9 protein-coding genes and 2 pseudogenes are annotated in these 14,196 nt (G+C 38.4%); 2 read left to right on the plus strand and 9 right to left on the minus strand.

The annotated features are described in order from the left end of the window. Positions 1–124 precede the first annotated feature (124 nt). The 8 genes and pseudogenes from rpsD to EL076_RS10525 all read right to left on the minus strand — a co-directional run bounded on the left by rpsD (position 125) and on the right by EL076_RS10525 (position 10,275). Entirely contained in the window at positions 125–736 is a 612-nt protein-coding gene (gene rpsD / locus EL076_RS09725; RefSeq protein ID WP_002885833.1) for a 30S ribosomal protein S4, read from the minus strand. A gap of 197 nt (positions 737–933) precedes the next feature. Beyond that, entirely contained in the window at positions 934–1,236 is a 303-nt protein-coding gene (locus tag EL076_RS09730; RefSeq protein WP_002885699.1) for a Veg family protein, read from the minus strand. 23 nt (positions 1,237–1,259) lie between these two features. After that, the gene (dnaB, locus tag EL076_RS09735; RefSeq protein ID WP_003095302.1) at positions 1,260–2,621 is read right to left on the minus strand and encodes a replicative DNA helicase; all 1,362 of its coding nucleotides are present in this window, start codon (positions 2,619–2,621) and stop codon (positions 1,260–1,262) included. Between the two features lie 43 nt (positions 2,622–2,664). Then, a complete protein-coding gene (gene rplI / locus EL076_RS09740) occupies positions 2,665–3,123 on the minus strand; it encodes a 50S ribosomal protein L9 (protein ID WP_003095765.1) in 459 nt (152 codons plus the stop codon). A gap of 1 nt (position 3,124) precedes the next feature. Then, on the minus strand, positions 3,125–5,089 hold the full coding sequence (locus EL076_RS09745) for a DHH family phosphoesterase (RefSeq protein ID WP_126430123.1): 1,965 nt from the start codon (positions 5,087–5,089) through the stop codon (positions 3,125–3,127). Between the two features lie 73 nt (positions 5,090–5,162). Further along, positions 5,163–7,064 (minus strand): tRNA uridine-5-carboxymethylaminomethyl(34) synthesis enzyme MnmG, encoded by a 1,902-nt coding sequence (gene mnmG, locus EL076_RS09750; protein ID WP_126430124.1) that lies wholly within the window; start codon positions 7,062–7,064, stop codon positions 5,163–5,165. A gap of 300 nt (positions 7,065–7,364) precedes the next feature. Beyond that, positions 7,365–8,486: a tRNA 2-thiouridine(34) synthase MnmA gene (gene mnmA, locus EL076_RS09755; RefSeq protein ID WP_003095241.1), complete on the minus strand. Its 1,122-nt coding sequence runs from the start codon at positions 8,484–8,486 to the stop codon at positions 7,365–7,367. 144 nt (positions 8,487–8,630) lie between these two features. After that, positions 8,631–10,275: pseudogene (locus EL076_RS10525) on the minus strand (hypothetical protein). A 262-nt stretch (positions 10,276–10,537) separates the two neighbouring features. On the opposite strand from EL076_RS10525, the pseudogene EL076_RS09765 reads away from it, so the two are divergent. Together EL076_RS09765 and EL076_RS09775 are read left to right on the plus strand one after the other, a co-directional pair. Then, a pseudogene (locus EL076_RS09765) lies at positions 10,538–11,788 on the plus strand (ISL3 family transposase). A 278-nt stretch (positions 11,789–12,066) separates the two neighbouring features. Then, entirely contained in the window at positions 12,067–13,269 is a 1,203-nt protein-coding gene (locus EL076_RS09775) for an IS110 family RNA-guided transposase (RefSeq protein WP_126429321.1), read from the plus strand. A 225-nt stretch (positions 13,270–13,494) separates the two neighbouring features. Here EL076_RS09775 and EL076_RS09780 read toward each other — a convergent pair whose 3' ends face one another. After that, positions 13,495–14,193 (minus strand): lysozyme family protein, encoded by a 699-nt coding sequence (locus EL076_RS09780; protein WP_126430125.1) that lies wholly within the window; start codon positions 14,191–14,193, stop codon positions 13,495–13,497. Positions 14,194–14,196 lie beyond the last annotated feature (3 nt).

Below are 14,196 nucleotides of genomic sequence, written 5' to 3' on the forward strand. Positions count from 1 at the left end.
GACTTTTTTATATTAGAAGACAAACTTGTAACTAAACAAATAACTGAACAAACCTAAAAATCAATGATTTAAGATAAACAAAAAAACCCATAACAACGGGCTTTTTGCAAAATGAATTTTAAAATTAAAGCATTTTGTTATAGAATTCAACGACAAGTGCTTCGTTGATTTCTGGGTTGATTTCATCACGTTCTGGAAGACGTGTCAATGAACCTTCAAGTTTTTCAGCATCGAATGATACAAATGCTGGACGTCCGATAGTAGCTTCTACTGCTTCAAGGATAGCAGGAACTTTAGCTGATTTTTCACGAACTGAGATTACTTGACCAACTTCAACGCGGTATGATGGGATATCAACACGTTTACCGTCAACAAGGATATGACCGTGGTTTACGAATTGACGTGCTTGACGACGAGTAGTTGCAAGGCCGAGACGGTAAACAACGTTGTCAAGACGACGTTCCAAAAGAACCATAAAGTTGAAACCAAGTGTTCCACCTTTAACTTTAGTAGCTTGTACGAACAAGTTACGGAATTGTTTTTCACCCAAACCGTATGAGAAACGAAGTTTTTGTTTCTCAGCCAATTGCAAACCGTACTCTGAAAGTTTTGAACGGTTGTTTGGACCGTGTTGACCTGGTACGTAGTTACGACGTGCCAATTCTTTACCTGTGCCTGTAAGTGAGAAACCAAGGCGACGTGATTGTTTCCATGATGGACCTGTATAACGTGACATTAATAATGTCCTCCTATAAAAAATATTTTTAGGAAATAACGTTTTAGATAAACCTGATTCGTTCAGAAAGACTTCGCCCAAACAGCAAAGGTTACTTTTCTAGCCGACTTCCTGTTGACGAGCTTCATTTTATCCTGCTATTATTTCTCATACTTTAACATTTTACCACGAAAAAAAGCCCAAGTAAAGGCTTTTTCTTATTTATTTTCGATTTCAGCTTGTTCCTCAGGACTCAAATAACGAATGAGAGTCTTCTCAGTCAAAATATCTGAATAAGTGTAAGATTCAACATAACTATTATTAATAGCTCCTGCTTGAGAACTGAAGTCTTGATATTCAACAATAAACAATGATGGATAAACCTCTGTCAATCGACCAATTTTATTCTTTTCACGTTTACGTCCATTCTCTAAGGTCAATTCTACTAGCTGACCTTCATGTGACTTAATAGCTTCCTTGATGTTTTTCATCTTAGCAACATCTGCAAATGCATCACTCATATATATCTCCTTAAATCTGAAAATTATGATTCCTCAAACTGAGCAATCGATGAAAATTTATTGTATTCTTTTTGGAATAGTAACTTGACTGTTCCACGCGCACCAGCACGGTTTTTTTCTAGGATAACTTCGATTGTATTATCTTCAATCGCATTCTCTGGTTCTTCACCCTCTTTTCGGTAGTAATCATCACGATATAAGAAGGCTACAATATCGGCATCCTGCTCGATAGATCCTGACTCACGAATATCAGATAAGACTGGACGTTTATCCTGACGTTGTTCAACCCCACGAGACAACTGACTCAAGGCAATTACAGGAACTTTGAGCTCCTTGGCTAGGATTTTTAACTGCCTTGAAATATCTGAAACCTCTTGTTGGCGATTTTCTGGTCGCGTCCCTGTAATCAACTGTAAATAGTCAATCACAATGAGACCGAGACCACCTTCTACTTCTTGTGACAATTTACGGGACCGTGCACGAATCTCAGTAATCTTTATACCAGGGGTATCATCTATATAAATAGGTGCCTCAGCCAATGCCCCTTGAGCAATCATCACATTATTCCAATCTTGCTCTGTCAATTGACCTGTACGTAAAGCATGGGAATCAATCATCCCTTCAGCTGCCAACATACGATCAACCAAGCTTTCTGCACCCATCTCTAGTGAAAAGACTGCAACAGATTTATTTTGCTTGGTGCCAACATTCTGAGCAATGTTCAACACAAAGGCTGTTTTACCAACTGCGGGACGAGCTGCTAAAATAATTAATTGATCAGGGTGTAAACCTGTTGTAATCTTGTCAAGATCACGGAAACCTGTTGGTAACCCAGTAACATCTGATGTTTGCTGTGAACGCATCTCCAAAGTATTAAAATTGACATCAAGAACTTCAGATATTTTACGGAAACCACTACGATTGCTATGCTCTGAAACATCAACTAAGGCTTTCTCAGCATTTGCAATAATTTCATCAGATTCAGTTGCCCCCTCATATGCTTGGTTTACAGTCTCTGTCAACCTATTTATAATATGGCGAAGCATGGCTTTCTCAGCAACAATCTTAGCATAGTACTCAGCATTTGCGGATGTTGGAACACTATTGACCAAATCTACAAGATAAGAAATACCCCCTATGTTTTGGAGGTCATCTTGGTCATCTAGAATAGTACGTACTGTCGTGGCATCAATGGCATCATTTCGATCCGACAGCGTTACCATTGCTTTAAAAATGACACGATGGGAATACTTGTAAAAGTCATCTGCTTCGATAAACTCTCGAACTGTAATTAACTTTTCCGGGTTAATGAAAATAGCCCCCAAAACAGACTGTTCCGCTACTAAATCATGAGGTTGCACTCGTAATTCTTGAGCCTCTGACACAATTATTCCCTCCTTTACAAGATTTACTTATAGTGTCAATGAATTACTCAGCACTATTTTTGATGTTAATCTTAATTTGTGCATTCACTTCTTTATGAAGCTTTACAGGAACCTCTATCAAACCAATCGCTCGAATAGGATGTTCAAGTTCAATATGACGTTTATCAATCTTGATTCCAAACTGTTTCTGAAGTCCTTCCGCAATCTTTTTAGCTGTAATTGAACCAAATGTACGACCATCTGGTCCAACCTTCTCAGTAAATTGAAGACGATTTTCTTCTTTCTCAAGCTGTTCTTTAACACGTCTTGCTTCAGCTAACAACTCTGCAGCATGCTTTTCTTCTGATTTTTGTTTTCCTTTCAACTCCCCGATAGCTTGGTTTGTTGCTTCTTTAGCAAGATTCTTTTTAATCAAGAAGTTTTGAGCATAACCTGATGGTACTTCTTTAATTTCACCTTTTTTTCCTTTACCCTTAACGTCTTGTAAGAAAATAACTTTCATTTTAATCCCCCTTGGGAGCCAACTCTCCCATAATAGTTTCAATTAATTTATTTTGCGCTTGAGCAACACTACAGTCTCGTAACTGGCAGGCAGCTAGGTTGAAATGTCCTCCTCCACCTAATTTTTCCATAATGCGTTGTACATTAATCGCATTATGGCTTCGAGAAGATATGTTTACAGTAGAATTACTTGTTCGAGCAACAACAAAGGTTGCTTCGATTCCAGCCATTGCAAGCATAGTATCTGCTGCCTTAGAAATCACAACATTATTATAACACTTATAGTTATCTCCTGTAGCAACGATTATATCATCAGTAATTCGTTCGCCTGCAAGAATTAACTCATTAATACGCCGATATTCGTCAAAATCAGTAGCAGAAATCGTTTGAATTTCTCCGCTGTCACTTCCTAAACCACGAAGGTAAGAGGCAACATCAAATGTTCGACTAGTAACACGCGTAGAGAAATTCTTGGTATCTAGCATTATACCCGCCATAAGGATAGAAGCTTGGATTTTACTCAAACGTTCTGGAGCCCCTTGGAATTGTAACAACTCCGTAACTAATTCACAAGCAGAGCTTGCTCCACTTTCAATAAAGGTCAAAACCGCATTTTCAGGGAAGTCATCATCTCGACGGTGATGGTCTACGACAATAACTTCATTAAATCGATCATAAAAATCCTGAGATAGGGTTAGATGGATTTTTGAATGGTCAACCATAATTAGCAATGAGTGTTGATTAACTAGTTCTTCAGCTTCTGAGAGTGTAATAAGTGGTGACTGCCCATCTTCTTTCAAACGTTCGACCGCACGCTCAATATCCGCATTCATAGCCATATCATCATAAACAGCATAGCTCTTTCTAACAATCTGACTAGCAAAATGGGCCATACCAACAGTAGCCCCTAAGGCGTCCATATCAAGATTCTTGTGACCAACAACAAATACTTTTTCGACTGTTTTTAACTTATCTGAGATTGCAGTCATCATAGCCCTTGTTCTTGTACGAGAACGCTTAACTGTTGAGACAGAGCCTCCTCCAAAATAAAGAAGTTCCTTGTGATCGTCATTTTCCTTAACAACAGCTTGATCCCCGCCTCGAACAAGTGCAATATTAAGGTTCTGCAAAGCAACTTGCCCGATTTGATCATGCTTAAGCGTCCCAAAGGATATTCCCATACTCAAAGTCAGTGGTAAACCACGTTCTTGTGCCTGTTGACGGAAGTCATCCAAGACAGAAAACTTTTGATCCATAAATTCTGTCAAAACACTGTAATTGGTAAAGAAATAAAAACGATCCCCTTCAATACGTCGATAATGAATATGCTTAGACTTAGCAAACTCAGAAATAAATCCTGCTACAAATGTATTGATTTTTGAAACATCCGCATCTGGCAAACTTCCTGTCACATCGTCGTAGTTATCAACTGAAATAATCCCAATAACAGGTCGAGTCATATTTGGATCAACATTTTCATCTTGATCATAAACATTGTCAATAAAATATGTCAACTTATTGTCAAAATCCACAAAGGCAGCATATTTATTGTCACCAACAGTTATCACATTCGAAGGTGACCCTTTTCGTTTCTGGGAGATAAAATCTGCAATCAACTGCTTATTGAAGTTCCCATATTCATCTGAAAGCACTAACTTGGCATAGGGGTTGAACCATTCAATATGGTCATTTTCGTCAAAAGTAATAACTCCGACAGGCATCTTTCCAAGAAGGGTCTTCAAAGAATCTTCAACATCCTGATTCAGTTCATCTAATTGCTCTATTTCTAAGGACTCATATGTTGTCTTTTGGTAGTGCAATAGTGCAACAACTACTACCATAATGATAAAAAGCGCAAAAATGAGTGCAGACTCCGATTGTAATACGCGAACAAAAATGGTAGCAATTCCAAAAAGAATTAGACCTATCATTACCAGGTGAATAGTTGCAAAGTGAAATCTTTTCATATAAAACCTCTTAATCTAACAATTATAACATAAAAAAGCCTTAATTAAAAGGCTTTTACAAGTGTTACGACTGTTACTCCACTTTACGTCGAGCCTTATTATTGCCTTCAAGGTAAACCATCAAAATAGAGATATCTGCTGGATTAACCCCTGATATACGGCTTGCTTGACCAATAGTTTCAGGATTTATTTTCTTAAATTTTTGACGAGCCTCAGTTGCAATAGAATCAATAGCATCCCAATCAATATTTTTCGGAATCTTTTTTTCTTCCATTCGCTTCATCTTAGCTACTTGATCCAAAGCTTTATTGATATAACCTTCGTACTTGATTTCAGTTTCAAGTAACTCTATAACCTTAGCATCCAAATCTTCTGCAGCTGGACCGACAAACTGAGTAGCTGTAGCGTAATCAATCTCAGGTCGACGCATAAACTCTTTGGCTGTCATGGCATCTGTCAAAGGCTTAAAGCCTAGAGCTTGAATTTTTTCATTTGTTTCTTTGATAGGCTTTAATTTTTCTTTTGACAGACGTGTCAACTCGCTGTCAAACTGATTTTTCTTAATTTCAAAGATACTCCAACGTTCATCGTCAACCAAACCAACTTCTCGACCAATAGGTGTCAAGCGCATGTCTGCATTATCATGACGTAATATGAGACGATACTCTGCGCGTGATGTCAATAAACGATATGGCTCCAAAGTTCCTTTTGTAACAAGATCGTCAATCATTACACCAATATAGGCATCACTACGTTTGAGAATAAGCTCAGGTTTACCTTGAACTTTAAGAGCCGCATTGATACCAGCAACTAGCCCCTGACCTGCTGCCTCCTCGTATCCAGAAGTTCCGTTGGTCTGTCCTGCTGTAAAGAGACCTGAAATCAACTTCGTTTCAAGTGTTGCACGTAGTTGATGAGGGAGCACGATATCATATTCAATCGCATAACCAGTTCGCATCATCTCTGCCTTTTCGAGACCTTTAATTGAGTGAATCAACTCTTTTTGAACATCCTCTGGCAGACTAGTTGACAGGCCTTGCACATAGACTTCTTCAGTCTCTCTTCCTTCAGGTTCAAGGAAAAGCTGATGGCGATTCTTATCTGCAAAGCGGACAATTTTATCTTCGATTGATGGGCAGTAACGAGGACCTACTCCCTTGACAATACCTGAGAACATCGGTGCACGGTGTAAATTGTTATTGATAATATCGTGGCTTTCTTGATTCGTATAAGTTAGCCAACAAGGAATTTGGTCCTGAAGATAGTCTTCATCCTTCGACAAGAATGAAAAATGATTTGACTTTTCGTCGCCTGGTTGAATCTCGGTCTCTTCGTAATTAATTGATGATGCCTTGACACGAGGAGGAGTACCTGTTTTAAATCGACCAATTTCAAGCCCAAGCTCCTTCAAATTATCAGCCAAAGTAACCGATGCAAGACTATTATTTGGTCCTGAAGAATATTTGAGCTCACCTAGGATAATTTCACCGCGTAAAGCCGTTCCTGTTGTTACAACAACTGCTTTAGCTCCATATTTTTGATTTGTGGCTGTTCTGACACCGACTACCTTGCCATCTTCAACAAGTATTTCATCAACCATTGATTGACGTAGAGTCAAGTTTTCCTGACGCTCAACTGTATGTTTCATTGTCATGGCATACAAGGCTTTGTCTGCTTGAGCACGCAAAGCTCGAACTGCAGGTCCTTTACCAGTATTCAACATTTTCATTTGAATATAGGTTTTGTCAATGTTTTTACCCATCTCTCCACCAAGAGCATCAATTTCACGAACAACAATCCCCTTGGCCGATCCACCGATAGAAGGGTTACATGGCATAAAAGCCAGCATCTCTAGGTTAATAGTCGCTAATAAAACCTTACATCCCATACGGGCTGCAGCCAAGCTAGCTTCCACACCGGCGTGACCAGCACCAACAACAATTACATCAAAATTTTCATCAAACTCGTAAGACATTTTTTAGATTTATGCAGTGATTTACAATCAACTGCCCCATCCTTTCTTTGTTTTTTTCCTACAAAAATAGCCAAAACTCCAGAAAACTGTACGCAAAAACGCACAATTCTCATGAGCTTTGACCATCATGACTATTGTTAAAGTTATTTTATCAAATCAAATCGTTTTGTCAATGAAAATCACTATTTGATTAGAGTCTGCACACTATAGGAAGATTTGAAATTGTGTTCATTATAGAATAGCGAAAAATGCCATAAATGCATAAAAAATTGGGAACTCATCATTATTACTTAACTCCAGTTAGATATACTGACAAACTTTTCCGTCTTTATACGCTTGGTCAATAATACCGCCGCCCAAACATTCCTGACCATCATAGAAAACAACGGCTTGACCAGGTGTAATAGCACGCTGAGGTTCAGCAAAAATAACCTCTGCTTTGTCACCTTTAACCTTTACAGTAACTTTACTATCAGGTTGACGATAACGGAATTTTGCTGTGCATTCCATTTCAAATTCTTCTGGCATATCTCGAGTAAAGTGAATCATTGAAGCGTCAAGTGAAGTTGACATCAACGACTCATGGTGGAAACCTTGACCCACGTAAAGAATATTTTTAGAAAGATCTTTCCCTACTACAAACCAAGGAGCATTATCGCCACCTTTTTGACCACCAATACCCATACCTCCACGTTGACCAATGGTGTAATACATGAGTCCGTTATGTTCCCCCATATCACGACCATCGACAGTCATCATACGACCTTTTTGAGCTGGCAAGTATTGGCTAAGAAATTCTTTAAAGTTTTTCTCACCAATAAAACAAATTCCTGTCGAATCTTTTTTCTTGGCTGTTGCAAGACCTACACGTTCAGCAATCTCACGAACTTCTGGCTTTTGTAGATGTCCTAAGGGAAACATCGTTTTCTGCAACTGCTCTTGCGAAAGTTGACTAAGGAAGTAGGTTTGATCTTTGTTATTATCTGCACCACGCAACATATGGACAATGCCGTCTTCATCGCGAACAACTTGAGCGTAATGTCCTGTAGCCACATAATCTGCTCCCAATGTCATCGCATAATCTAAGAATGCCTTAAACTTGATTTCCTTATTACACATAACGTCTGGATTAGGGGTACGGCCTGCACGGTACTCTGCTAAGAAATACTCAAATACACGATCCCAGTACTCTTTTTCAAAGTTGACAGAGTAATAGGGGATACCAATCTGATCAGCTACTGCTGCTACATCTTTATAATCTTCAGTTGCGGTACACACACCAAATTCATCTGTGTCATCCCAGTTTTTCATGAAAACACCGATTACATCATAACCTTGCTCTTTTAAAAGTAAGGCTGTTACTGATGAATCAACGCCACCACTCATACCGACAACAACACGTATTTTTGAATTATCAGTCATAGATAACTCCTCCCATCAAATAAAAATTAACATAGACTTGAAGGGTCTAGTTGTTCAAATATCGATTTGAAGGTCGATTTTGAAGCGTAAAAGCACGCAAGCTTAATTATATCATGATTAAAGAATAATGCAAAAAGGTTACCACTAGGCAACCTTTTTTATACTTATTTTTGTGTAAAGCCACTGTAAACCTATTACTCCCAGAACTATTATTGGAATCACTAACGCTACAAATAGCCATCCTGGCTCCTGATAACTTAACACCAGTTTATTCTGTCCTTTTTGTGATGAAACGGTCAGTGTACCAATCATTGACAAACTATAGTCATCCTTGTCTAGTTCTTTACCATTTAGTGTCAAGATAGAATCTTTATAAACAACTATCGGTAGATTCAGTCCCTCCCCTTCAGCAGCTTCCCAAGTTAATACAAGATAACCATCTTCGAGTATCTTCTTTGCCTTCTGATTCGTAACGATATTTTTATAATAAAGATCGTAAGTATTCTGCTCACCTATTGTCCCATAAATCGGTACGTAATCTGGTGTGGTTTGACAACTAAATTTAAAAACTGTGACAAGTCACTGTCATTCATGGTAAGACTTATCGTCTGGTAATCACCCTCAACATAAGTATGTTTAACAATGGAAATAAGTTCACCATCCTGTGCCGCAGTTTTTACACGATCGGTAGTATCCATCATATTCTGAATAAGACCAATGCCCGCAAAGGCGAAAAGTAACACAGCAATACTTTTTCGCCAATTAACAAATCGTGTGACAGTTAATCCTGTAATGGCTAAAAGCAAAATGGTGGCAGGAACAAAGAATCGAAATGGAAATTGAATCAATTCAGCAAAGGTATTTCCATTTTCTACTAGATACTGCCACGGAAAAAGAAGACAAAATAGATAAAATGCAATATTTTTTTCCATTTGGCTAATTTCCTCCAATTCAAAATAGCGTAAACAAACTGTAAAACGAGTAACACCATTAAGGAAATTGGGGTATATAGCCAGTATCTTGCTGTTCCATCAATTCCATTCTTACCTATTTTCCTATTTATAAATGGATCTAAAAGATGATTCGTACCTCTCAAATATAGGAGTACTAGCCAGACATTGACAGTCAGTAAGAGAAAAAGAATGACTGCTACAACGACTTGCACGAAGGTTTCCTTCTTTTTAGCGACAGATACCTTTACAAAGGTGTAAAGGTAAAAAGGAATATACATCATCACTAGTATTAAAGCGCTAAGTACATGAACTTGAAAAATCAACGCCATGATAAGGCAAGTCTAATTGGTTCTACTTTTTGATAAAAAATGTAGTGAATTGCTGGGATAAAACAAAAAGGTAGTAAAGCTGCTCCCCAACTAGAGAACCCTTGACGCATCGTCCAGTACTGGATAGAGAATGTTGTAGCATAGAGTAAACCTAATGACAAGGAAATGGTAGTCTTGACTTTACACTGCTTGAGCAAAACGTACATTGAGGATTCAGCTAATATATGTAGTAATACCCTTGACACAATCTGATAACGAAACCAAGTGCCACTTATTAAAACAATCCCTCCTTGTAAATAGGCAAAAAAAAGGATCGTAAAGAGCATTGACAATGCGGCCTGACTGTTGGAAGCCGTACAAAGACAAAAAGTAAGAAAAGTTACCATTCTTTAATTGCATAGCGGCTTCATAGAATCTGTTATAGTGAAAGATGGAATATGAACCTAAAATGACTTTTCTTGTAAATAGTTGTGGTGTAACCAATAACACAGCAAAAGCTATAATAATAAGAGAAACCTACAACTTTTCTCTTGATTTAAAAATTTGTTTCATTGCTATACCTTTCATTCCTATTATAACAAAAAGGCCATACCCTACCTAATAATAACAAAAAGCTCTATAAAACATATTACCCACATCCAAATTAAAGGCTCTATAATTTCTGTAGTGGGTAAAACCACTGTAGAGATTATAGAGCTTTTTAAGTGTACACAAAAAGTCCCATAAGAACTATAATGAAAAGCGACAAAACCATCATTAGGAAGAACTTATGAGACTTATTAAGAATACCACAGAATTAATCGGAATTAAAGACCAAAATATCATTATTTCACTTGTTTTTGAAACTGACACTCATATAGAGATTCAAGCAAAACTCGATTACCCTGCACCATCATGTCCTCACTGCCATGGAAAGATGATCAAATATGACTTTCAAAAAAACTCTAAAATCCCTCTTCTCGAGCAAGCTGGAACTCCAACTCTACTACATCTGAAAAAACGTCGTTTCCAGTGTAAAAGTTGTAGGAGAGTAACGGTGGCTGAGACATCTATCGTTGAGAAAAACTGCCAAATCTCTAATCTGGTCCGACAAAAGGTTACACAACTCCTAACTGAGAAGGTGTCACTAACTGATATTGCCAGAAGGTTTCGTGTGTAGACGTCCACTGTCTATCGTAAGCTTGACCAGTTCACTTTCAAGAAACATTATGACAAACTCCCAGCTATAATGTCCTGGGATGAGTTTGGGTTCAAGAAAGGGGAATTGGCTTTTGTGGCGCAGAATTATGAGACAAACGAACTCATAACCATCCTTGATAATCGCCGCCAAACCACTATACGAAACTACTTTTTGAAGTATCCATTGAAAGCTCGACAAAAGGTGCAGTTTATCACGATGGATATGTCAGGAGACTATAATGCCACTAGCTCGAAGACTTTTCCCAAACGCTAAAATCGTTCTTGATCGTTTCCACATCATCCAGCATCTTGGTCGAGCCTTTTTAAAGACAAGAATTGCCATTATGAACCAGTTCGATAAGAAGTCACTACCCTATCGAGCCTTGAAGAATCACTGGCGACTCTTCCAAAAGGACAGCCGTAAACTATCTCTCAACTCTTTTTATTCAAAGACTTTCCGCCAAACTTTAGCACCACATGAAGTTGTTGAGAAGACATTGAATTTCTCAGAGGAACTCGCTAATTATTATAACCTCTATCAGCTCTTGCTTTTTCACTTTCAGGAGAAAAGAGTAGATGAGTTCTTTGAGCTGATAGAGGAAAATAGAAGCAAAGTCAATCACTATTTTCAAACGGTCTTTAGAACTTTTCTTAGACACAAACAATACATCCAAAATGCACTAGAAACAGATTATTCAAACGCAAAACTGGAAGCTACCAACAAGTTGATTAAAGACATCAAACGGTTGGGCTTCGGTTTTAGAAACTTCATCAACTTTAAGAAACGTGTCTTCATCACTCTGAACATAAAAAAAGAGAAAACCTATCAGGTCCTCTCTAGATGTTAGCTTTTCGTCACCCACTACAGTTGACAAACATACTAAGATTAGTAGTGAAGAAATCTCCGACGGGAGAGAGTACTCACTACTTTTTCTTTATGTTAAAGTAGTGGTGTCTTGTAAAGTCGTAGGGCTCTATGGCGCTAGACGTCGCTTGACAAACTGGCAAGACACCTTGTTTTAGGTGGAGTTTGATCAAAGTATGTAGGACGCTAAACGTCGCGTATTGAAAATAAAATCACTAAAACATGGAATTATTCAAGACAAAAGAGGTAATGTCATGCGTGCAGTATTTGGAATTGATGTCAGTAAAACAAGTTCTGAGGTGGCCATTTTAGTCAATGGTGAGAAGGTTCATGGCTACACCATACTCAATGATACCATTGGATTCAATCGCCTGTTGGGCGACTTGAAAACTGTTCATAACCCTGAGATTATATTTGAGGCTACAGGCGTCTATTCTCGACGTCTTCAAGCCTTTCTTGAGGAATATAGTTACGCTTACACACGGCTAAATCCACTGGAAGCTAAGAAGCAATTGGACAGTCTGCGAGTTCGTAAAACAGATAAAATTGACGCTGAAAAGCTGGCTAAATCTCAGCTTGTGCACAATCGTAAACCAACTTACGTGCAGGAAGAAGTTTATCAACACCTGCGTGATTTAAGCCGTTTCTATCAAAATATGACAGAAGATCTTGTTCGAACTAAAAACCGTCTGCACAAGGTCCTACAAGTCACATTTCCTGAATTGGAAAATCTATTATCCACACCTACTGGAGAGCAATATTGGAACTTAGTGATGGCTTTTCCATGCAAAGAGTTTGTATTAAGCCTATCTCAAAGTAACTTGTGTGAGATTATCCGTCAATCTACCTCCAAACGCATCTCTGAAAAGCGTATTGCTTACCTAACTGATAAACTTATAAAACTCGCTAAACAATCTTTTTGTGCGGTCAAGAAAACCTCTCCAATGCTTGAAGAGGTTCGTTACTATGCTCAAGAGTTGCTTCGTCTTTCTGAACGCAGACAAGTTGTCTTAAACGACATGGTAGCTCTAGCTCAGCCTTTACCAGAGTATGACATCTTACGGTCAATTCCTGGCATCGCAGAAGCCACAGCGACATCTATCATTGGCGAATTGGGAGATATTCGTCGCTTTCAGTCTACCAATCAAATCAACGCTTTTATTGGCATTGACCTGAGACACTATGAATCTGGGAACTTTCTCGCCAAGGAACACATCACTAAACGAGGGAATCCCTATGCCAGAAAAATCTTGTTCAAGTGCATTCACAACATCGCTTCAGCTAGTCATACCAATCCCTGCCATATCGCTGACTTTTATGAGAAACGAAAAAGACAATCGACAATAGCTTCAACTAAGCCACATACGATTGCCTCTATACATCGTCTCATTCGAACAATGTATTACCTCATTACGCATAACAAACTTTACGATTACTCTTTGACCCAAAATCGATAAGGCTGTCTATACCGTATTATTGTAACACCTTGTTTCAAAAAATACCAGATGAGGTGTTTTTTTAGCATGCCCATTTATAGATCAAAAAGTGTTAAAAATAAGACAGTAACCTCAGAATAGATACTGTCTTATCTCTTTTTTTACTTAAAGCCTTGATAGACTTGACAAATGGTAGAAAAGAGCCAAATTAAAAAGCTGAGAGTATGCTCCCAACTTCTATTAATATTAGTAATTCCAAGCTGACAAACCTTGTGCGTTATAGGCATTCAAGGCTGATTGAATTTGATCTTCAACTGTTGCAGTTGAACCCCATCCTGGCATTGTTTGAAAAAGACCTGATGCTCCTGAACTATTTGCTACAGTATGGTCACCATTTGATTCACGCGCAATAATCGACTCCCAAGTTGACTGTGAAACTCCAGTTGCTGCTGCCATCTGTGCTGCTGCATAAGAACCGATTTCTCCTGCAGTGTTACCATTTGAGAGAACAACTGACCCACTACCACTTGCAACAACCGAAGGAGCTGTTATAGTATTTTGAGTCGACGTAGTATCAGTACTCGTTGTAGTAGTGCTTTTAGTAGCAGTATATGACTGAGACTTTTCAGCTGCTTCTACCGCTTCTCCTGTTGTTTCTGACTGAGGCTTACTTTCTTCAACCTTTTCTTTATTAGCCTTATTATCTTTACTTGAGCTAATTTCTGTTGATTTTACTAAATCTGCTGTCGATTCTGACGTTGTTGATGCTGTTGAAGGCGCTGGAGTAACAGAATCTGAAAATGCGTTAACCAACCCTTTATTAACTAACGTAGAGAGTGATACTCCCAGAATGACAATAAAACTTGTTACAATTGCCACTGGTACCGCCAATGATTTCTTTGCTGCTAATTTGATACGGCGTCCCTTATAACTTTTTTTAAACATAAA

This window comes from Streptococcus vestibularis (assembly GCF_900636445.1).
In the GTDB taxonomy this organism is placed as follows: domain Bacteria; phylum Bacillota; class Bacilli; order Lactobacillales; family Streptococcaceae; genus Streptococcus; species Streptococcus vestibularis.